Genomic DNA, 20,925 nt, shown 5'->3' with positions numbered 1-20,925 from the left:
CCCAAGTCATGGCCGATTTTTCCTCATTATTGATTGCTGATCGCCGCAAAACCCTTGCCGGGGTGCCCGAAGGCTATGATGCCCTTATCTTAGCGGATCTGGCGCGCGTGGCCGCCTCCACTCTGGGGCGGGTGCCGATCCTGCACATCGCCCGCGAGGACAAACGCCTGTCCGAACTCGCCGATCAGATCGCCTTTTTTGCCCCCGATATTGATATTGTTAGCGTGCCCGCATGGGATTGCCTGCCTTATGATCGGGTTTCCCCCAATGGGGCGATCATGGCCCGCAGAATGGCCGCGCTCAGCACCCTTGCCCGGCAAACACAAGCTGAAGCCAAAAAGCAGGGCCAGCCTTTTCCCCCACAGATCGTGCTCACCACCATTGCCGCCGCCACCCAGCGCGTGCCATCGCGCAGCTTTGTCAGCGGAAAAAGCTTTGCCGCTAAGCTGGGCCAGCGCATCGATACCGAAGCCCTGATCGCCTTTCTCAGCCGCAGTGGCTATAGCCGCGCCAGCCAGGTAACCGAGCCGGGCGAATTTGCCCAGCGGGGCGGCCTGATCGATATTTTCCCGGCCGATGCCGAACAGCCGGTGCGGCTCGATCTTTTCGGTGATGAGCTTGATCAATTGCGGACTTTTGATCCCTTGAGCCAACGCACCACCGGAAATCTTGAGAGCCTTGATTTGCGGCCGCTGGCTGAATTTTCCCTTGAACCCGACACGATCAAGCGTTTTCGCCGCGCTTATGTGGAAAGCTTTGGGGCCGTGAGCGAGCATGATCCGCTTTATGAAGCGATCAGCGAAGGGCGCGCCTATCAAGGGGCCGAACATTGGCTGCCCCTGTTTCATGATCGCATGGAAACCCTGTTCGATTATCTGCCCGGCGCGCTGCTCACCCTTGATCATCAGGTTCCCGAAGCCGCGAAGCGCCGCTTTGAAGCCATTCGTGATTATCACCAAAGCCGCAAGGAACAGGCCGCCAGCAAAAAATCCGCCGCCGGCTCAGCCTCAATATCCTCGGCCCCGCAATCCCTGTCATCGCCCTATAAGCCCCTGCCCCCCGCAAAGCTTTATCTGGCCCATGATGAATGGGATGATCTGCTTGATGAACGCGCTGCCCGCCTTGCCTCGCCCTTTGCCGCCGAAGATGGCGCCGATCTGATCAATTTTCATGGTAAATCGGGGCGCGATTTCGCGCCCGAGCGGCTCAATCGCGAACTCAATGTTTATGAATGCCTACGCGATCATGTGCGCGCCTGCCTGAAACAGAAAAAGCGGGTGATGATCGCCGCTTATTCCGATGGGGCCCGCCAGCGCATGAAAATGGTGCTGGCCGATCATGGCATGGTGGAAACCGCAATCGCCGATAGCTGGCAGGATGTGAGCCGCCTGCCCGCCCATCAACTGGTGCTGGTGGTTCTGGCTTTGGAGCATGGCTTTGAAACCCCCGATCTGGTGCTCATCACCGAACAGGATCTTTTGGGGGATCGCCTGATCCGCAAGGGCCGCAAAAGCCGTCGTGCCGAAGATTTCCTGCGCGATGCGTCATCCCTTTCACCGGGCGATCTCGTCGTTCATTCCGATCATGGGGTGGGGCGGTTCATCGGCCTGCATATGATCGAGGTTTCGGGCGCGCCCCATGATTGCGTCGCCCTTGTCTATCGCGATGGCGATAAGCTTTTCGTGCCGGTCGAAAATATCGATGTGCTGACGCGCTATGGCTCTGAAGAGATGGGCGGTGAATTGGATAAGCTGGGCGGCCATGCCTGGCAGGCGAAAAAAGCGCGGATGAAAAAGCGCATCCGCGATATGGCCGAAGAATTGATCAAGATCGCCGCCGCCCGGGCCATGAAACAGGCCGAACAGCTTGAAGCCCCCACCGGCCTTTATGATGAATTTGCCGCCCGCTTTCCTTATGCCGAAACCGAAGATCAGTTGCGCGCCATCGAGGATGTCACCAACGATCTGCTGTCCGGCAAACCGATGGACAGGCTGATCTGCGGCGATGTGGGCTTTGGCAAAACCGAAGTGGCCCTGCGCGCCGCGTTCATCGCGGCCATGTCGGGCCATCAGGTGGCGATCATTGCCCCCACCACCCTCCTTGCCCGTCAGCATTATCAGGGCTTTACCGAACGTTTTCGGGGATTGCCCATCAGGGTGGAACAGATCTCGCGGCTGGTCTCTGCCAAGGATGTGAAGGCCACCAAGGAAGGCCTGCGTGATGGCACGGTGGATATCATCATCGGCACCCATGCGCTTTTAAGCAAAACCATCAGCTTCAAGCGCCTTGGACTTTTGATCATTGATGAAGAGCAGCATTTCGGCGTGGGTCACAAGGAAAAGCTGAAGCAGATCAAGGCCGATGTGCATGTGCTGACCCTGACCGCCACCCCCATTCCGCGCACTTTGCAGCTTGCCATGTCGGGCATCCGCGATCTTTCGCTGATCGCCACCCCGCCGGTGGATCGTCTGGCCGTGCGCACCTTTATCTCGCCTTTTGATGACATGATCATCCGCGAAGCCCTTCTGCGCGAGCATTTCCGGGGTGGTCAAAGCTTTTATGTGGTGCCGCGCATTGCCGATCTGGAAGAGGCCGCCGCTTTTTTGAAAAACAATGTGCCGGAAGTGAAATTCATCACAGCCCATGGCCAGATGCCCCCCGGCCAGATCGAAGATACCATGACCTCGTTCTATGAGGGGCGCTATGATATTCTGCTCTCCACCACCATCGTCGAATCGGGGCTGGATATCCCCCGCGCCAATACCCTGATCATCCACCGGGCCGATATGTTTGGGCTGGCGCAGCTTTATCAGTTGCGTGGCCGGGTGGGCCGCTCGAAAACCCGCGCTTATGCCTATCTCACATACCCCGCCAATAAAATGATGACCACAGGTGCCCAAAAGCGGCTTGAGGTGCTGCAATCCCTTGATACTCTGGGGGCCGGTTTCAGCCTTGCCAGCCATGATATGGATATTCGCGGGGCGGGTAATCTTTTGGGCGATGAACAATCGGGCCATATCCGCGAGGTGGGGGTCGAGCTTTATCAGCAGATGCTGGAAGAAGCGGTGGCCGAAGCCCGCACCGGCGGGGCGAGCGCGGAGGACGAAAGCCACGCGGCCCTTTCGCCACAGATCAATGTGGGGGCCAGCGTGCTCATCCCCGAACGCTATGTGGAAGATCTCAATCTGCGCATGGCCCTTTATCGGCGCATTGCCGATCTGGGATCGAAAGCGGAAATCGATGGCTTTGCCGCCGAACTGATTGATCGTTTCGGCCCGATCCCTGCAGAGGTGGAACAGCTTCTGGCGGTGATCGAGATCAAGATTGCCTGTATCCGTGCGGGCATTTCAAAGGCCGATGCCGGACCCAAAGGCATCACCATCAGCTTTCATCGCGATCATTTCGATAATCCCGCCGGTCTGGTCGAATTCATTTCAAAACAAACAATCACCGCCAAATTGCGCCCCGATCACAAGCTGGTTTATCTGGCCCGGGCCGAAGATGTGAACCGGCGGCTGAAGATCGTTTTGCAGCTTGTGCGCGGATTGGCAAAACTGCGCAAAACCAAGGCGGCCGCCTGAAAAAGCGGCTACTGATGGCCGCCAAAAATTCTGAACTTAATTTCCTCTTTTAATTTCCGGGGCGAATGCTGACCGGCACGGTGCAGATATCGATCATCCCCGATGGGCGGTGTTTCCAGAAATCCCCCGTACGATTGCGCAAGGCTTCGACCTGCGCCAGAAAGCGCGGATGGGAGGTATTGATCACTTCAAGCCTTGTGCGCTCGGCCGGTGGCAGATCAGCGGCGATAGCCATGGATTTGATCGGCGTTTGCAGCATGCGATCCGCGATCACCCCGCCATTGATATCACGATTGCCACGATGGGCCCCTTCGATGAAGCGCATCCCCATGAGCACCCGGCCAATCACCGTTAAATTGCGATCAAGATGGCGCGGCGCCTGCCCGATATTGATATAGAATTCCGATGTCGCCGAACCGGCTTCATTGCCCCGCGCCATGGCCATCACAGCAGGGCAATGGATCGCCCATTCCCGCGCCATCCCGGCATCCCGGCCCAGGGGAAAGCCTTTGTAAAAACCCGTTATGGGGGCGTAGGGATCATCAGTTTCTATTGGCGAAAAACCGTCGAGCCGGCCCACATCCCATTCAAATTCTGCCACCACCGGGGCGATATCATCCGCCCTGCCCTGCAGCCCGGCCTGCGCCACGAAATTTTCAATCACCCGATAAAAGCTGCTGTTTTCATAGCGGCCTTCGCGCACCAGCTTTTTTAACTGCGCCACATTTTGGGGGGCAAGATCGGGGGCAAGCTCGATGATCACCCGGCCCCGCTCCATTTCCAGATAAAGCGCGTTTTCCGGATCAAGGGGCCGCCACACATCATCCTGTGCCGCAGCGGGCATCATCGCGCCAGACACGATCAGACAAAAAGCGGCCAGAGCGCCTCTGAAGACGAGCCCTGCTTTAAACGCTTGAGCGACCATAAAGGCTGTCCTTTCCCGAAACTTATGCCAAACGGTTTTTGGCCGCACGCAGTTTATCAAGGGTTTCACGCTCCTGTTCCAATCGCGCGCGGGCCTCTGCCACCACCTCGGCCGGTGCATTGGAAACAAATTTCTCGTTCGACAGGCGACCGGACAAGGCCTTGATCTCACCCTCGATCTTAGCAATCGCTTTGGCAATCCGCGCCGTTTCTTCAGCAATATCGATGACCCCTTCCAGCGGAATGGCCCCGCTCGTCCCCTCCACAATGAATTGCACCGCCCCTTTGCCCGGCAATTCATCGCTGATGGCAATATCCGCCAGACGGCTCATCCGCATGATCAGATCGCGATGCAAGCGGAGCCAAGACAGCTTGCGCGCATCTTTTTCTTGCAACAGAACCTGCAGCTTTGCGCCTGCGGGCACATTGGCTTCGGATCGTGCGGAGCGAATGGCGCTGATCAGGCTGATCAGCCAGTTGATTTCGGCGAATGCCGCCCCATCCACCGCATCGGCCCCGATTTTGGGCCAGCGGGCATTGATCAGATCGCCACGCTCACCCGCAAAAAGCCCATGCCATAATTCTTCGGTGATAAAGGGCATGAACGGGTGCAACAACACCAGAATCTGATCCAGAACCCAGCCCGCCACCGCCCGGGTTTCATCCTTTTCCGGGCCATCATCCCCCAAAAGCACGGGCTTGATCAACTCCACATACCAATCGCAAAAGCTGCCCCATGTGAAATGATAAATGGCATTGGCCGCACCATCGAAGCGGAACGCATCCAAGGATTGGGTCACGGCCTGTGCGGTTCTGCCCACCTCGCCGATGATCCAGCGATTAACCGCCAGATCGGCCTTTGGCGGCAGGATATCCGCCGAGCCGCCAATGCCGTTCATCTCGCAAAAGCGGGCGGCATTCCACAATTTGGTGCCAAAATTGCGATAGCCTTCCACCCGGCTTTCCGCAAGCTTGATATCCCGGCCCTGCGTTTCCAGCGAGGCCATGGTAAAGCGCAGGGCATCGGCGCCATATTGATTGATGAAATCCAGAGGATCGATCACATTCCCCTTGGATTTCGACATCTTCTCACCCTTTTCATCGCGCACCAGCGAGGTGATATAAACCGTGCGAAAGGGTACTTCATCCATGAAATGGAGGCCCGCCATCATCATCCGGGCAACCCAGAAAAAGATGATATCAAAGGCGGTAACAAGGGTCGCCGTGGGATAAAAGCGCTGCACTTCCGGCGTTTCATCGGGCCAGCCCAGCGTGGAAAACGGCCAAAGGGCGGAGGAAAACCACGTATCGAGCACATCGGGATCGCGGGTCAGCGGCACATCCGGCCCGGCTTCGGCCTGCGCTTCGGCCTCTGTAAAGGCAACATAAATGCTGCCATCCGGCCCATACCATGCCGGGATCTGATGCCCCCACCAAAGCTGACGCGAAATGCACCAGGGCTGAATATTATCCATCCATTGATAATAGGTCTTGGTCCAGTTTTCCGGCACGAAGCGGGTTTTCCCCTCGCGCACGGCCTTGATCGCCGGTTCGGCAAGGGTTTTGGCATCCACATACCATTGATCGGTGAGCCACGGCTCGATCACCACGCCGGACCGATCACCATAGGGCATCATGATCCGCTTGGGCTCGATCTTGACCAGCACACCAAGCGCATCGAGATCGGCCACCACGGCCTTCCGCGCCTCTTCCCGGCTCAGGCCGCGATATTTTTCGGGGGCGTTTTTATTGATGGCAGCGTGCTCATCGAAAATATTGATCTGCGGCAAATCATGGCGTTTGCCCACCTCGAAATCATTGAAATCATGGGCGGGGGTGATTTTCACCGCACCCGAACCCTGCTCGGGGTCGGCATGTTCATCAGCAATGATGGGGATCAGACGATCGGTGAGCGGCAGGCGCACGAACTTGCCGATCAAATGAGCATAGCGGTCATCATCAGGATGGACGGCCACGGCGGTGTCGCCGAGCATGGTTTCCGGCCGGGTGGTGGCGACCGTGATGGTTTCATCCGTGCCATCGATGGGATAGGCGAAATGCCAGAAAAAGCCATCCACTTCGCGCGGCTCTACCTCGAGATCGGAAATGGCCGTGCGGAATTTCGGGTCCCAGTTCACCAGCCTTTTATCGCGATAAATCAGCCCTTCGCGATAATAGTGCACGAAAACCTTCAAAACCGCCTGCGACAAGCCTTCATCCATCGTAAAGCGCGAACGCGACCAATCCGCCGACGAGCCAAGACGCTTTAATTGATTGACGATGGTGCCACCAGATTCCTCTTTCCACTGCCACACCCGTTCGAGAAAGGCTTCGCGGCCCATATCCCGGCGATCCAGCCCTTCGGCGGCCAATTGGCGCTCCACCACCATTTGCGTGGCGATGCCCGCATGATCCACACCGGGCTGCCACAGCACATCCTTGCCCCGCAGCCGTTCAAACCGACAGAGAATATCCTGCAAAGTGTTATTAAGCGCATGGCCCACATGCAAAGAACCGGTGACATTGGGCGGTGGGATCACGATGCAATAAGGCTCGGCCCCCGGACGCTGCCCGCCCTTGAAGGCACCGCTTTCTTCCCAATGGGGGAACCATTTCTGTTCGATTTCGGCTGGATTATAGTGCTTGTCCATCAACGCGGCCCGTCCTGGTCATTGTGGCTTTCATGATCGGGGCGCACTCTAGCCAGCACGGCTGCCAGAGGAAAGACTTAAAGCACAAGAAAGACCAATGAGAGGCTATGAGGATCGCGGTTCATCGCCTTTTGAGCGGCACAAGCATGGCAACTGACGAGGATGCCTATTTGCGTCCACCGCGCGCGGCGATGCGCGCCACTTCCCGCTCGACCATATCCTCAACGATCCGGGGCAGATTTTCATCGAGCCAGGCCCGCAGCATGGGCTTGAGCATTTCCCGCACCAAACCTTCAAGGGTATTGCCCGCCCCTTCATAGCCACCCACCAGCATCGCCGATAATTCCGCAAAGCGGGCGCTAGTTTGCGCTTCGGTATCGGGTGAAACGATAGCGTCGTCTTCGGGCGGCGCATAATCGGTCAGCTCGAAAACATCGTCTTCCAGCTCGGGCTCGGGCTCGGGCTCATAATCTGGTTCGGGTTCGGGCTCCGGCTCATCATCAGCCTCGGGCTCGGGCTCGGGCTCGGGCTCGGGCTCCGGTTCATAATCAACTTCGGGCTCATATTCGATTTCCGGCTCGGGCTCGGGCTCATGCTCATCGGGCACATCAAGCTCCGGCTCCGGCTCCGGGTCGGATTCCGGAGCCAAGGCCGAAGACTGCTCCGCCTCTTCCGCTGCATCTTCTGAAATGATGCGGCGGATCGAGGCGAGGATCTCCTCCATTGTCGGTTCTTTTTCGACCGTTTCATTCATTGATGATTATCAAGGCCCCAGCAAGAATTCATTGTGAAAGACCGAAGGTGACTTATAAACACCTGCAAGAGTGTTAATGATCACAAAAAATTCTGCTAAAATCCAGCCTCAACAGAACTTGAGCATCAATTTAATCACCTGTTCCCCAGCCGATGATCTTCCATTTCACGTCGCTATAATATTCTTCCGGCTTGTAAAGGTCTACAGGCAATGCCAGTGAGGCGGCATTCAATCGGCCCACGGCTTCCAATACGGCAAAACCGGCAACATATTCATCCCGGCGCGCCGTTACCAGATTCACCCGGCTATCGAGCAGAATTTGTTCCGCATCCAAAACATCCAAGGTGGTGCGCGATCCAACAGACGCTTCCTGACGCACCCCTTCAAGGGCGATTTCATTGGCCCGGACCTGCGCTTCGGTGGCTTCGATGCTGGCCTGCGACGCCCGATAATTGGCCCAGGCAATGCGCACATTCTGCATCACCTGACGTTCGGCAGAGACAACCTGCAAGCGCCGCTGATTATTGATCTGCTTGGCCCGGCGCACCGCCGAATATTCAGCCCCCGATTGATAAAGGGGAATATCGATGGTGATGCCATAGCGGGTATTTTCATTGGTATTGCTTGCATCCACGAAGGTATTTGGCAAGGGGTCAAAGGTCAGGGTCGGGCTTTCCCGGCGCGCATAATCGGCAAAGGCGCTCACCGTGGGCAAAACCGCGCCCTTGGCTTCATTGACATCAAATTTGGTCGCCTTTTCGGTGAAGCGCGCCGAGACCACTAGCGGATTTTCCGCCAGCGCCACATCAACCGCTACATCTTCGCTTTGGGGCAAAGGCGGCAATTCCGGGGCATTTTCCAGAGTTCCGGGGAACATGCCGATGATCCGACGATAATTGGCCCGGCTGCCATCAAGGGTGGCCTGCGAGCGTATCCATGTGGACCGCGCCCCGGCTAGGGCCGCTTCGGATTGCGCCACATCCGTGCGCGTGACCTCGCCCACGCGGAAGCGATCATTGCTGGCTTCCAACTGACGGGTGAGCACGGTGATATTATTATCATTGAGGCGGACCACCGCTTCATCGCGCAGCACATCCATATAAATGGTCACGGCATCAAGCAGCACCTGCTGTTCCGTACTCAGAAGATCGGCACGGCCGGCCTCTACTTCGGCCTTTGCCCCTTTATACTGATTGAAATTGCGCAGACCGCGAAAGATCGGCTGATCAATGCGGGCACTATAGACATCATTGGATCCGCTAAAATCATTGTCGTTCACGATCGAGCCATCGGTAGAGCGGATGGTGGTGGATGAAATATCCGATTCAAACATCTGCACCTGACCGCTGATCGATGGCCGCCAGTTTGAAATCGCCGCAGGTACGGATTCATCAATGGAACGCTGAAACGCCCGGGCCGCCAAAAGATCGGGATTGCTGTTATAGGCCGTTGCCAGCGCTTCTCGCAGTGTTTCAGCCTGAACAGAGCCGGTCAACCCATAGGCCAAGACCGATGCTGCCAATAAAAAACGGGAAATCTTCATGTCGCTCAAATCCTCCGATTGGCCCTTCATTTTACGGGCCGCCTCGCTGCCATGCTTATTTTCTTTGCGATTTTGGTCCGGGCCCGTTCAAAGCCCGCCCTTCGCATTGTGCGCCAACCATATCGGAAAGAGATATCGCGAAACAAGCATCCATTTACGCATAAAAGGATAAAAGCCTAAAAAACCTGAACATAAAGACATGAAATCGACAGGTCATCACACTGGTCTTTTATCCCGCGCCATCAAGACATACCCCGTCATCCAATCTCATCGGATGAAAAGCGAAAGGCAGGTGCCTTGGAAAAGCCCGGCAAAAGCGGCGTGAAGGCATCAAAAACATCACGCCCGCCCACGGCATCGCCACTTTTGACCATCACATGGGCGCGGCTTAGGCCATCATGCATATGCACACACACCAAACGCCCGCCATCGGCAAGCTGGCCGATCAGCGCATCAGGAATATATTCAACCGCGCCATTCAAAACGATCACATCAAATGGCCCCTGTTCGGGGGCACCGGCTGTCAGATCGCCCTTGATCACCACGGCATTGTCGCAGCCCAATTCCGCAAGCTTCGCCCCCGCCCGTGTCAGCAGGTCGTCATCTTCCTCAAGCGCCACAACGGTTTCCGCAAGCTTTGATAAAACCGCCGTGGAATAGCCCGTAGCCGCACCCACATCCAGCACCACATCATCGGGCCTGATCTCGGCTTCCATGATCATCCGGGCGAAAACCATCGGCTCCATCAAATAGCGGCCATCGGCAATTTCCAGATCTTCATCAACATAAGCAACACCGCGCAGGGCTTTGGGCACGAAAGATTCCCTTGGGATCGCCTCGATGGCAGCCAGCACCTGATCATCGGACACACGATTGGGGCGGATCTGCCCGGCAATCATGGCCAAACGCGCAGCTTTGGACATATCGCCCTGAGAGGCGGCGGGAAAAGCGGATTGTCTCATTGTGGATTGATCCTTCATGAAGCACCTATGGCGAGGACTTATAAACAGTGCCGACAAATCTGACAACGCCCGCTCACGCCCTTTTGCTGCTTTTATCCGCTTATTCATTGCGCCGGGGCGATAGCTTTGCTATATGCCCGCCTCGCCCCCTGATGGCCCGGTGGCGGAGTGGTTACGCAGAGGACTGCAAATCCTTGCACGCCGGTTCGATTCCGGCCCGGGCCTCCATCTTTCAGGCGGGCACATCTCCCATCAAGGCGGCAGCATAAAAAACGCGAACCGGCTGACCGGTCCGCGCTTCATTGGCTCGACTATGCCTTAATGGCCGCGCTGTTGTTGCCTCAGGCCTGGCGGCGACGAAAGGCTGCACCCGCCGCCAAAAGGCCAAAGCCGAATAACAGCAGGCTGGCAGGCACCGGCACCGCCACAACGCGCACATCAATCCCCGCAACCACAGGGTCCACCTGCGTATTGCCCGATGTGTTCAAAGCCGTGAGGCTGAAGCTGTATAAGCCCCCGATAGTGGGATCAAAGGAACCCAAAGGCGGGAACACAAGCCCGGGGACACCATCACTGAGGAAAGAGAACAGCAGATTCTGGCTGCCTTGCACAACCGAACCCGTGGCGCCATCCAAAAGGATCGTGCCCGCGTCAACAGCATCAGATGGATCAAAATCAAAAGACAGAATGAACGAATAACCATCATTGACAAGATCTTCGATGGTTGCCCCCTCAACACCAACGAAAAAAGCGAAATTCCAAAGCGCGCCTTCAAGTCCGCCGGGGCTGAAACTGGTACCCGCGCCTGCGGTAAAGGTTCCGGCACCATCATGGCTCAGGGGCGGATTGAAAAAGCGCTGATGCGCCGTAAGGCCAAGCGTCAGAGTGAAAATATCCTGCCCCGATGTTATCCCCTGCCCGCCGGAAATAGCAACATTCTGATTGGGAATACCAGAGCCCCCAAAGGTTGCCTCATCCAAAGGACCAAATTCATCGAACACAGGCATGGCCTGAACAATCGATGAAAAGGCCAGGCCGCACAAAGCCGCAGCCGTCATTTTTAGCAAAACATGCATCTTTCCATCCTGATTTTGTTAAAACTTTATGAATGCAATGATGGTGCCAAGCCTATAAGGCATTCATAAATAAGTATTTTGTTGTTTGCGCCTATTTAAAATATGGTCTTTATGTCAAAAATCCTGACAAAAACCACGCCATAAAAGCCGATTTGTCAGAATATTTTACAATCTGATCCAAAATATCGAATTTCGGAAAAAAATCTGAAACTTGGGCTTGGCAGGATAATTTTTTCGTCTTATACGGGGCGCCATTGGCTGCACAGCCAAAGATCATCAGGTTTCCTGATCTGGCCAAACAGGGCTTTTCAAAGCCCATGGCCTGATCTGATCCCCGGTAGCTCAGTTGGTAGAGCGAGTGGCTGTTAACCACTATGTCGCTGGTTCGAGTCCGGCCCGGGGAGCCAAAAAAACAAGGGCTTGGGAGTTTAACTCCTGAGCCCTTGTTGCATTCAGCGCTCATCATTCTGAAGGGACACCCGGCATAGCCACTGATGCGCTGCCTTTTGATCCCTAAGTCGCGGGCCGATAGCGCGCACCCGCGAACAATCGGCCCGGCTTTATCTCAGCAATCGAAATCCGCAAGCATTGGAATATCGCCGCCAGCCGCTTGATAACGGGCGTAGAACTGCTGCAGGAACTGATTGGCGACCGCATAATCATGAATGATGACCATGTTTTCGTCATTCACATCCTCGCCATTCGCACTCCAATTGGTGGAGCCGACCACAACGCTAGGATCGCTGACCGAACAGACATCAATAAGCATTGATTTGGCGTGCAATTTGCGGGTTTCGGAATCGCGAAACACCGGGGCCGGGTTATTCCAGCGGATATTGGGATTATTGACGCTGGTTTGTGATGCCGTGCGGCCCGTCATTTCGATGGAAGCCGACCACCATTGATTCCAGAAGCTCGAATCAAAGACGCCGCGCACGTCGAAACCGGTGAGCGTACCGGTGAGATCCGCAGCCGAGCCTTCCCATTTGACCTTCAGAGCATCCACCAGCGGCTGATCAGACCATGCGAAAATCTCAAAATAGGCAGAGAATTCGGCTTCGTCAGCAATCATAGCTGTCAGACGGTCAACAGCGCCATCGCCGGGCGAAAAATAAACCTCTATTGTGCGCCCGCCAACCGTGAAGAAATGCGGCGTGTTATCGCTCTTACGACCATGGAAATCGCTGGCATTAAGATCCGGTATCATTGTAGCACTGCCCCACATTTCGTTAAATTCATCGGTAAAGGCAGCGGCCACAGCAACATCCCGAATTTCCAGAGCATGTTGCTGATTACCATCAAGAATACCGGCATCACGGTTGGCTTCGGAGCCATAAAGCCCGGTCAGCGTGAAATTCCATGAACCGGTCCACACCCAATCCCCATCAACAATGACGAACTTGTTGTGCATCTGGCTTGATGCGGAATAATAGGCATCCGGTGCTTTTAATTCGCCAAGGGCCAGCACAAAGCCGGATTCCGTCCCATTCCCAATATTGAGCACCTCGAAAGGCAGCCCTATGGGGCCTGATGGCAAGCCGATAGCCATGCGCTTGGCACTGTCCTCAACAGCAAAGATCGGGGAATCTGCCAGTAAAACCGCGTCATCTGCGGTGCCGACGATCCTATCGGCTCCCCTTAGAATGCGCTCCAGTGTCAAACGCATGAGCTGATAGCGTTCATTGCCATCGGGATCAGACGGCGCCTTCGAATCCGCAATCAGCCGAACGGCAACGCCAGCCGCCGCCCGCTCGATAATGGCATCGGCAATGCCGGGCAGATTGATCTCATAGGTCGCCACATCCAATGTTGTCCGTGCGCCGCTGATGCGGCTTATCAGCCTTTGTTCAAGATTGATCTGATGATTGGCGGCATTGCTAGGGCTGGCATAGCCGGTGAGCGCCGACTTGTTGAAATAGACATTGATAGCGCCCGGCACTTCACTCACTTGATTAAGGAATTGCGGCGTCCCTGATCCGCTGCCGGTATTGGCGGCGCGGGGCGTGCCAAAACCAGCGTCATAGCTGGCGGTTGCTGTCTGCCAGCCGCTCGCCACCCGCTCCATTGTCGCCTTCGTGTCATTATTGCCAGCCGACCAGCCGCTGACACTATCCACCAGCACAGCGCTTGCATCGAGAAGGCTCAAGGTTTCGCCCGTATTCGAAAGCGCGCCGGTGTAGATCAGATCGGCAGCGATATGTGGAAGCGTGCTATCGTCCGTGCGCTCCAGGAGGAAAAATCCACCTGCGGCAATCGTCCCGGACAAAGCGATAGTGGGCGTGCCATCACTGGCGCGAATTTGCCAGCCATCAAGGCTGACCGCCTGCGGACCATCATTATATAATTCGATCCATTCATCTGAGGCGCTGCTTGTCGTCCCCATCCAGGCGATTTCGTTGATTTGCACCGCAGCCTGTGCCGATACACCCCAGATAAGAGTATAAAAAGAATAGACGATACTATTGAGGGCTGTGCTTCTTTTGAATCTCATGATTAATCACCAACGTTATTGTTTCCGTAGGTGACTATTATTAAGTGACTCACTGTTTTGAATTTATTAAGAGAGTTTATTTATTTTTGTTCACTCTCCTATAAATTGTACTGGCTTTATGTGAGCCTGATTCAAAAACATTGGGTTTGATTTCATGATCTTGCCGATTTTTACGAGCACGGCACTTGCCCTATCCCAAGCATAGCCGGGAACTATCCTTCAAAGGAGCGAGGATGGGAAAGGGTGGGCCCCGGTTCGGGGGCTGGGGCGACGATTTGGGGGCCGCGCCGATGGGGCGTCGCCGTTAATTAAAAACCACGGTTTTGCGGCCATTGAGCATGATCCGCCGCTCGGCATGCCATTTCACCGCACGGGCGAGGACGCTGGCTTCGGTTTCCCGCCCGATGGCCACCAGATCATCCGGCGAATGGGCATGGGTTACCCTGCGCACATCCTGTTCGATGATCGGCCCCTCATCCAGATCGGGGGTCACATAATGCGCCGTGGCGCCGATCAGCTTCACCCCCAGATCATGGGCCCGATGATAGGGGCGCGCGCCCTTGAAACTGGGGAGAAAAGAATGGTGGATATTGATGCAGCGGCCATTCAGCGCGGTGCACAGATCGCTTGATAAAACCTGCATATAGCGCGCCAGCACCAAAAGCTCGGACCCGCTGTCTTCAAACAGGCGCAGCATGGCCGCTTCCTGTTTGGCCCGATGATCAGGATCAACCGGCAGATAATGAAAGGGCAGATCGTGCCATTCCACCAAAGGCCGCATGGTTTCATGATTGGAGATCACCCCCATGATTCTGATCGGCAACGCGCCTATTTTCCAGCGGTGGAGCAGATCATTCAGGCAATGCCCGGCTTTAGAGACAGCAATCATCACCGGCAGGCGTCGCTCCCAACGGCGGATCGACCAATCCAGCCCGAAAGAGCGGGCATAATCGCCAAAATCCTTGCGCAGTTCGGCCACCGATCCGCCATTGGTCAGGCGGAAATGGATGCGCACAAAAAACAGCCCGGTGCTGGCATCACCAAATTGCGCCGCATCCCGCACATCGCCCGAACGCTCATATAAAAAGCCGGTGATCCGCGCCAAAATGCCGGGCTGATCGGCGCAGCGCATCTGCAACACAAATTCATTATCCATCTGGCTTACCGGCTCCTGAAATTGTGCCCTAAACATGAAGAAGGCCCTAGCCATAGATAGGCCGGACGATCTTTTATGTGATGATAAGCCTTAATAAAAGGCCGAATATTTTAAAAAATTCGGAAAAGTCAGCATTTGAATATAAAAACCCGCCCCCTTTGATCGGGAGCGGGCCAAAATTTTCAAACGCTAACGGGTTTTACAAAACGCAGATCGGATCGGGATTGCCATCCGGATCGCCGGTGACAAGGCCACCATTGAAGGCCTGACCATTATTGATCAGGAAAATCCCGGCAGCATGGGGGGCCGCCATGGAGGTACCCGAAATGGTATTGAAGCCGCCATTAAGCCAAGTGGAGAGGATGCTCACACCCGGATCGGCACAATCCACCGGAGGATTGCCAAAGTTCGAGAAGCTGGCGAACCGATCCTGGCTATCATGGGCGGAAATCGTGTAGATATTGGTTCCATTGGCGCGCGCTGGTGAGACATTATTGGCATTTTGCGATTCATTCCCCGCAGCCAGAACGAAGAAAATACCGCGGGCCGCCGCATTACGAACGGCATTATCCAAGGGGGCATTCCTTGGCCCTCCCAGGCTGAGATTGGCCACCTCACCTGCCAGACCCACCTGCGCCACATAATCAACGCCTGCGATGATATCGGAAAAAGCACCCGATCCTTGCGCATTCAGCACCCGAACGGAAACCACCCGAGCACCCGCCGCAACACCAACCACGCCAAAACCATTATTGATGGCGGCGATGGTTCCGGCCACATGGGTGCCATGGCCATTTTGATCATCGGCTGAACTGGAGCCTGGAACAAAGCTGCGACTAAGCGATGTGGCAACATTCAGATCAGGGTGATCGAGATCGATGCCGGTATCGATGACAAAGGCATATTTCCCCAGATTGGTGCCATCGGCGGGCCCCCCAACGCGGGTGATCCCCCACGGCGTGGATTGCATGCGGCTTTCCACCTGATCAGACGAAACACCTTCGATCTGCGCGGAAACAAAGGCAACGCCGTCATGATCATAATAATCCACCGATGGATCGGCCGACATGCGTTCCGCCATAGAAGCCGGCATCTGGGCCGAAAAGCCCTTGATGGAATGCTTATAGATATAGCCAACCTTCACACCGGCACGCGCCGCCATGGATCGAGCCAAACCTTCCACCCGATTTGCGGGAACTTCATCCTTGAAAACAAAGATATAGTTGTCTTTTACCTTTTCCTGCAAGGCCACAGGAATACCGAATTGCGGCGCTTTCTGCTCTTGTTGGGCCATGGCTGCACTTGTCGTCAAGGCAGCAGCCAACAGAGTAGCGATCGTTTTCGTTCTGATCATCAAACACTCCCATATATTGTTTTTCGTGGGAGAATATTTGATCCACTTTTTCTCGCTTTAGGATAATCACATTATCGTTATAATAGATTTTTTTGAAATAAATACAGCTATTAAGAGATTTTAATGGCCATCATATTTTTATTAAAATACTGAATTTAAATATAAAAATACAAAATTCCATAAATATAAACTTCACCACACCAATGCAAACAACACACGTCTTTTCGCATTTATAATCTGAGAAACACAATCAATAGATGTTTCTTCATCGCACTGATGACGGCAGGATTCAGGATTTGACTTTAAATTTCTAGTACTCTATAAAACAAAGTACTAAAAATTAATCACGACAGCGAGGAGACCTCTCATGACCACATCCGAAAAACTGAGCGATGATCTGGCCTATGTCCGCACCGCCATCAATCGGCAGCGAAAGATGCTGTGCGATGCCCTGCCTTTTTGGGCAGCGGTCTCTATCGCGATATTCCTCGTGCTATTGGCCGTCCTCTCTGATCTGGATCGGGCTGGCACTCTTAGCGAGCAGATAACGGACACGTTCGCTCTGGCGGGTGGGACTGCCATCGTGATCATGTTGCTGTTTCAGGAAAGAAAGGTGCGTGCTCGGCGACAGGCGACGGGGGCAACAGCCTCGCCACTGGATCGGTCGCAACGCCGCAAGTTCTTTTATCAGGCAGCAACCTTTCTCATTGCCACACTGATCTTCTCTCTGATGGCCGATCAGTTTAGCCTCGACCCTGAAATCGCCGGTCATTATCAGATCATTCTCATGGCGGCCTGTCTGGTCCTGATCGGGCTCAATGGGCTCAATATCATGCTTTGGTTTGGACTTGGGCTGGCGCTTGGCGGGCTCGGCACCTTTTATCTCGACATCGAATGGTCGAAAACTTTGCTGGCCAGTTCAAGTGCTCTTGGCATCTTGATCGGCACTGCGCTTGATCGGCGCGCCCTCGCCCGCAGGATATGAGCCATGCCAAATGAGCCCTTGGCCGAAGATGACCTTAGTCGCCAATTCGCAAATCTTGACCGGCTGCTGGAACACCGCAGCAGACTAGCGATCTGCGTGCTGCTCTCTCGCGAACCCACACTTTCTTTTGCGCGTTTCAAAGCGCTTCTAGAGGAAAGCGATGGTAATCTTGGTGCCCATTTGCGGCGGCTTGAGCAAGAGAAGATGATTGAGGTGGATAAATCATTCAGTAATCGCAAGCCCCTCAGCCTCTATCGCTTGACTGAAGTCGGACATAGTCGCCTCGCCAAGCATCTCGATGCCCTTGAAGCCTTGATCGCAAACCGTCTTCAATCGCCTCCATGATCGTGTTTAGGATCAGGCCCCTACCCCCCTCGCAGCGCATTTTTCGCACCCCGGGACGCTTCAGGGGGGGGATTACACTCTGGCCCCGTCGTGATAATCTTGCTGCATTCGCGCCAAAAGGCTTTTGGCCGTTTCCCCGGCAAAAGACCCATGATCGCGCATTTCAAGCAAAAGCCCTGCCTGCTCGGCAAGGTTCACAAGCCGTTCAAGCTGAGCCTCATCGAGCTTTTCAAAGGCAGCCCGCAATCTCAGCAAATATAAAGACAATGTATCAGGCTGAAGATTGAGTTTGGAGTTGGATTTAGGATCAGGCATGAAATCTTCTTTGCAAGACTATCAATAGCTGCAAAAGATCATGCAAAAACATCCAACTCCATTCCCCAAACGGGCAATGGCAAGCTCCGGTCCCAAGCCTTATAATTGTAAAAACTACAATGAATTAAGGTGATTGGCTTCAGGAAGTCGCCCCTTAGGATCAGCCTTCAAAAAACGATGAATTCATGTATCACCGCCCAAGCGTTTCATCAGTTGAAAGATCTGATTGCGCATCTCTTCGTCCTTGATCGCATAGAATCCCTGCACCAGTTGGATGGTTTCCCGCTTACCGATCTGGCGCATATCAAAGCTATCATTCGGGCTGGGGGGAATCAGTCTTTCAGACAGATCTTCGCTCATATCTTCAAAGAAGAAGGAAATAGAAACACCAAGAACCTGACTGATCTTGTATAAATTGCTTGAGCCGATCCGGTTCAAGCCACGCTCGTATTTCTGCACCTGCTGAAATGTCAGATCCAGTGCCTGAGCCAGTTTTTCCTGGCTCATACCCAAAAGCGTTCTGCGCAATCGCACCCTTGAGCCGACATGCACATCAATGGGGTTTGGTCCACGAACCACATTTCTCTCCGTCATAATTTGAAATTCTTCGCCGAGAGCCGATCCCCATCAGCGGCCCGTGATGATCTGGTTTCATAAACTATTTGGCTTTAACGTGAAAGAAAAGTCTTTTAGCGACTTCTTTCTGTTTTTATAAAATACTTAACATATTTAATAGGTTGGATGGCGCGGCCCCTTGCCGATAACACAACCTATCCTTTAACAAAGGGTCATACACCAACCACATTCCAAGCGTTTATCTGCACGCATCCCCTTTATAGTCCATCCGGATCAAAGCCTCTCGACCATAATCGATCATAGCCTTTGATGTGGTGATACTGCACATTTCCACAAGTAAGTCATGTGCTTTTTTCTTATCCAAGGGCACGGCGTTTCCGGCAGCATAAAGCCGTGCCAGTGCGATCATGGCACGCGGCGATCCTTTCGCCGCCTCCATTTCCAGAATCTTCAGATTAGCCTCTTGCCCCTGAAGCCCCTCAAGATCACTCAGCCTTTGCCGGGCCAGTTCATGGCCAGCGTTCGCCGCCTTTTCATACCAGCCTTTCGCTGCATCCTGATCGGCGGCCGTGCCATAGCCGCTTTCCAGCATCCGGCCCAAGCGAAAAGCCGCTTCGGCGTCGCCATTTTCCGCCAATGGCAGGAAAATCGCATGGGCCTGCTGATAATCCTGCAAAGAAAAGGCAGCAACCCCATCGCCCAATGTTTGGGCATGAAGCTTTTCACCGAATGCCCCCATCAGGATCATTCCGCCCAAAGCCAGCGCAGATACCTTTAAACCCAGCGAGTAAATCTTGCGTTTCATGACGTTATCGTTTGTGATGCGGGGGACAGAGGGTGCATTACACTCATAATTTCAGTTAAAGGAAAGCTAAATTCTGCATTGTGCGGATGATGGCTCTTTTTTTGATCTCGGCTTGGCAAGCAGTAGAAAGGCGAAAACAAGATCATGTGGCAAAGCTGGAAACAGATGAAATTATGGAAGCAGATCATGATCGCGTTCAGCCTCGCGATCCTGATCGGCAGCCTTTTAAAAGCAGCGGGCCTCAAAGACATCGCCATCGCCATGCAGCCCTTGGGCCTTGTTTTCGTGAATGCCATCAAGATGTTGATGGTCCCGATCATTTTTACCACCATCATTTCCGGCGTCACTTCTTTGTCCGATAGCCAAAAGCTGGGCCGGATGGGGATCAAGACCTTCGGATTTTATATGTTCACCACGGCTTGTGCGGTGTTTATCGGGCTTTTGATGGGGGGGCTGATCTCACCGGGTGTGGGAATCTCCCTGCCCGATGCCGCATCCGCTGGGGCGGGCGCGCCCGATCCCGATGCCGCCATGAGCATCCGTGATCTTCTGGTGGGTCTGGTGCCTGCCAATCCCATCGCCTCGATGGCCGAGGGTAATGTGTTGCAGATCATCGTTTTTGCCCTTTTGATCGGGCTATCCATCAATCTGGCGGGGAAAAAAGGCGCCATTGTGCGTCAGTTCTTTGATTCAGCAACCGAGGTGGTATTCAAGCTGGTGCATATCATCATGGCCCTGGCGCCATTCGGCATTTTTGCCCTGATTATCTGGGTGATCGGGGCTTTGCCGGTGAATGAGCTATTTTCCCTGATCTGGATCGTGGTGGCGCTTTATCTCGCCTGTCTCACCCAGATCATTCTGGTTTATGGTGGCCTGCTCACATTGGTGGGACGATTGGCCCCGCTGAAATTTTTTCGCGGCATCATCGATGCACAGGCGGTGGCTTTTTCCACGGCCACCAGCGCAGGCACCCTGCCCGTTACCATGAGCAATGTTGAGGATAATCTGGGCGTTTCCAAAAAAATCACCAGCTTCGTGCTGCCTTTGGGGGCAACCATGAACATGGATGGAACCGCCATTTATATGGGCATTGCAGCGATGTTCACGGCTCAGGCCATCGGTATCGATCTCACCGGGGCGCAATATGCCACGATCATCATCACCGGCACTTTGGCCTCGATCGGGGCGGCCAGCATCCCCAGCGCCGGATTGATTTTAATGCCCGTGGTTTTGGGATCGGTGGGGCTGCCTTTGGGGGCCATCATCCTGTTTTTCCCTATTGATCGGCTGATGGATATGATGCGCACCCTCACCAATGTCACCGGTGATGCCACGATTGCGGTTCTGGTGGCGAAATCGGAAAATGAGCTGGATGAAGCCAGCTACAATGCCGATCCCATCGAATAG

Annotated in this window: 16 protein-coding genes and 2 tRNA genes; 6 read left to right on the top strand and 12 right to left on the bottom strand. The window is 54.5% G+C overall.

Going from position 1 to position 20,925, the window contains the following annotated elements; translation table 11 throughout:
- The first annotated feature begins 8 nt into the window (after nt 1–8).
- Entirely contained in the window at nt 9–3,581 is a 3,573-nt protein-coding gene (mfd, locus tag QK300_RS02685) for a transcription-repair coupling factor (RefSeq protein WP_281300099.1), read from the top strand.
- A 49-nt stretch (nt 3,582–3,630) separates the two neighbouring features.
- On the opposite strand, the gene QK300_RS02680 is transcribed toward mfd, so the two are convergent.
- The 5 genes from QK300_RS02680 to QK300_RS02660 form a co-directional block, all read right to left on the bottom strand.
- Nucleotides 3,631–4,506, bottom strand: a complete 876-nt coding sequence (locus QK300_RS02680; RefSeq protein WP_281300100.1) for a peptidylprolyl isomerase — start codon at nt 4,504–4,506, stop codon at nt 3,631–3,633.
- Nucleotides 4,507–4,528: 22 nt separating this feature from the next.
- Complete coding sequence (locus QK300_RS02675) at nt 4,529–7,159, bottom strand: valine--tRNA ligase (RefSeq protein WP_348651809.1); 2,631 nt, start codon at nt 7,157–7,159, stop codon at nt 4,529–4,531.
- Between the two features lie 163 nt (nt 7,160–7,322).
- Nucleotides 7,323–7,880, bottom strand: a complete 558-nt coding sequence (locus tag QK300_RS02670) for a DUF2497 domain-containing protein (RefSeq protein WP_281300102.1) — start codon at nt 7,878–7,880, stop codon at nt 7,323–7,325.
- A gap of 160 nt (nt 7,881–8,040) precedes the next feature.
- A complete protein-coding gene (locus tag QK300_RS02665) occupies nt 8,041–9,453 on the bottom strand; it encodes a TolC family outer membrane protein (protein WP_281300103.1) in 1,413 nt (470 codons plus the stop codon).
- Nucleotides 9,454–9,710: 257 nt separating this feature from the next.
- Nucleotides 9,711–10,415, bottom strand: a complete 705-nt coding sequence (locus tag QK300_RS02660; RefSeq protein ID WP_281300104.1) for a protein-L-isoaspartate O-methyltransferase — start codon at nt 10,413–10,415, stop codon at nt 9,711–9,713.
- A gap of 154 nt (nt 10,416–10,569) precedes the next feature.
- On the opposite strand from QK300_RS02660, the gene QK300_RS02655 reads away from it, so the two are divergent.
- Nucleotides 10,570–10,643: transfer RNA gene (locus tag QK300_RS02655), tRNA-Cys, on the top strand.
- Nucleotides 10,644–10,756: 113 nt separating this feature from the next.
- On the opposite strand, the gene QK300_RS02650 is transcribed toward QK300_RS02655, so the two are convergent.
- Nucleotides 10,757–11,491 (bottom strand): PEP-CTERM sorting domain-containing protein, encoded by a 735-nt coding sequence (locus tag QK300_RS02650; RefSeq protein ID WP_281300105.1) that lies wholly within the window; start codon nt 11,489–11,491, stop codon nt 10,757–10,759.
- A gap of 331 nt (nt 11,492–11,822) precedes the next feature.
- Here QK300_RS02650 and QK300_RS02645 point away from each other — a divergent pair.
- Nucleotides 11,823–11,898: transfer RNA gene (locus QK300_RS02645), tRNA-Asn, on the top strand.
- A gap of 158 nt (nt 11,899–12,056) precedes the next feature.
- Here the strand turns inward: QK300_RS02645 and QK300_RS02640 are convergent.
- The 3 genes from QK300_RS02640 to QK300_RS02630 form a co-directional block, all read right to left on the bottom strand.
- Nucleotides 12,057–13,982 (bottom strand): phospholipase D-like domain-containing protein, encoded by a 1,926-nt coding sequence (locus tag QK300_RS02640; protein WP_281300106.1) that lies wholly within the window; start codon nt 13,980–13,982, stop codon nt 12,057–12,059.
- A 304-nt stretch (nt 13,983–14,286) separates the two neighbouring features.
- Nucleotides 14,287–15,138, bottom strand: a complete 852-nt coding sequence (purU, locus tag QK300_RS02635) for a formyltetrahydrofolate deformylase (RefSeq protein ID WP_281300107.1) — start codon at nt 15,136–15,138, stop codon at nt 14,287–14,289.
- A gap of 199 nt (nt 15,139–15,337) precedes the next feature.
- Nucleotides 15,338–16,492, bottom strand: coding sequence for a S8 family serine peptidase (locus QK300_RS02630; protein WP_281300108.1), 1,155 nt, complete (start codon nt 16,490–16,492; stop codon nt 15,338–15,340).
- A gap of 367 nt (nt 16,493–16,859) precedes the next feature.
- Between QK300_RS02630 and QK300_RS02625 the strand changes: the two genes are divergently transcribed.
- Both QK300_RS02625 and QK300_RS02620 read left to right on the top strand, forming a co-directional pair.
- The gene (locus QK300_RS02625) at nt 16,860–17,477 is read left to right on the top strand and encodes a hypothetical protein (protein WP_281300109.1); all 618 of its coding nucleotides are present in this window, start codon (nt 16,860–16,862) and stop codon (nt 17,475–17,477) included.
- 3 nt (nt 17,478–17,480) lie between these two features.
- Nucleotides 17,481–17,822: a transcriptional regulator gene (locus QK300_RS02620; RefSeq protein WP_281300110.1), complete on the top strand. Its 342-nt coding sequence runs from the start codon at nt 17,481–17,483 to the stop codon at nt 17,820–17,822.
- 72 nt (nt 17,823–17,894) lie between these two features.
- Here QK300_RS02620 and QK300_RS02615 read toward each other — a convergent pair whose 3' ends face one another.
- The 3 genes from QK300_RS02615 to QK300_RS02605 all read right to left on the bottom strand — a co-directional run bounded on the left by QK300_RS02615 (nt 17,895) and on the right by QK300_RS02605 (nt 19,518).
- Nucleotides 17,895–18,137, bottom strand: coding sequence for a hypothetical protein (locus QK300_RS02615; RefSeq protein WP_281300111.1), 243 nt, complete (start codon nt 18,135–18,137; stop codon nt 17,895–17,897).
- Between the two features lie 183 nt (nt 18,138–18,320).
- Nucleotides 18,321–18,716, bottom strand: coding sequence for a helix-turn-helix transcriptional regulator (locus tag QK300_RS02610; protein ID WP_281320808.1), 396 nt, complete (start codon nt 18,714–18,716; stop codon nt 18,321–18,323).
- Between the two features lie 235 nt (nt 18,717–18,951).
- Nucleotides 18,952–19,518, bottom strand: coding sequence for a hypothetical protein (locus QK300_RS02605; protein WP_281300113.1), 567 nt, complete (start codon nt 19,516–19,518; stop codon nt 18,952–18,954).
- Between the two features lie 165 nt (nt 19,519–19,683).
- On the opposite strand from QK300_RS02605, the gene QK300_RS02600 reads away from it, so the two are divergent.
- On the top strand, nt 19,684–20,925 hold the full coding sequence (locus QK300_RS02600) for a dicarboxylate/amino acid:cation symporter (RefSeq protein ID WP_281300114.1): 1,242 nt from the start codon (nt 19,684–19,686) through the stop codon (nt 20,923–20,925).

It is taken from the genome of Iodidimonas sp. MBR-22 (genome assembly GCF_029946565.1).
GTDB lineage: Bacteria > Pseudomonadota > Alphaproteobacteria > Sphingomonadales > Rhodothalassiaceae > Iodidimonas > Iodidimonas nitroreducens.
Note: the sequence above shows the minus strand (reverse complement) of the source record. Positions and strands in the feature narration are given on the sequence as shown.

What these genes read in the sequence shown, in the direction of transcription:
- mfd (WP_281300099.1), top strand. Translation starts at nt 9, where the DNA reads ATGGCCGATTTTTCCTCATTATTGATTGCTGATCGCCGCAAAACCCTT.
- QK300_RS02680 (WP_281300100.1), bottom strand. Translation starts at nt 4,506, where the DNA reads ATGGTCGCTCAAGCGTTTAAAGCAGGGCTCGTCTTCAGAGGCGCTCTG.
- QK300_RS02670 (WP_281300102.1), bottom strand. Translation starts at nt 7,880, where the DNA reads ATGGAGGAGATCCTCGCCTCGATCCGCCGCATCATTTCAGAAGATGCA.
- QK300_RS02665 (WP_281300103.1), bottom strand. Translation starts at nt 9,453, where the DNA reads ATGAAGATTTCCCGTTTTTTATTGGCAGCATCGGTCTTGGCCTATGGG.
- QK300_RS02660 (WP_281300104.1), bottom strand. Translation starts at nt 10,415, where the DNA reads ATGAGACAATCCGCTTTTCCCGCCGCCTCTCAGGGCGATATGTCCAAA.
- QK300_RS02650 (WP_281300105.1), bottom strand. Translation starts at nt 11,491, where the DNA reads ATGCATGTTTTGCTAAAAATGACGGCTGCGGCTTTGTGCGGCCTGGCC.
- QK300_RS02640 (WP_281300106.1), bottom strand. Translation starts at nt 13,982, where the DNA reads ATGAGATTCAAAAGAAGCACAGCCCTCAATAGTATCGTCTATTCTTTT.
- purU (WP_281300107.1), bottom strand. Translation starts at nt 15,138, where the DNA reads ATGGATAATGAATTTGTGTTGCAGATGCGCTGCGCCGATCAGCCCGGC.
- QK300_RS02630 (WP_281300108.1), bottom strand. Translation starts at nt 16,492, where the DNA reads ATGATCAGAACGAAAACGATCGCTACTCTGTTGGCTGCTGCCTTGACG.
- QK300_RS02625 (WP_281300109.1), top strand. Translation starts at nt 16,860, where the DNA reads ATGACCACATCCGAAAAACTGAGCGATGATCTGGCCTATGTCCGCACC.
- QK300_RS02620 (WP_281300110.1), top strand. Translation starts at nt 17,481, where the DNA reads ATGCCAAATGAGCCCTTGGCCGAAGATGACCTTAGTCGCCAATTCGCA.
- QK300_RS02615 (WP_281300111.1), bottom strand. Translation starts at nt 18,137, where the DNA reads ATGCCTGATCCTAAATCCAACTCCAAACTCAATCTTCAGCCTGATACA.
- QK300_RS02605 (WP_281300113.1), bottom strand. Translation starts at nt 19,518, where the DNA reads ATGAAACGCAAGATTTACTCGCTGGGTTTAAAGGTATCTGCGCTGGCT.
- QK300_RS02600 (WP_281300114.1), top strand. Translation starts at nt 19,684, where the DNA reads ATGAAATTATGGAAGCAGATCATGATCGCGTTCAGCCTCGCGATCCTG.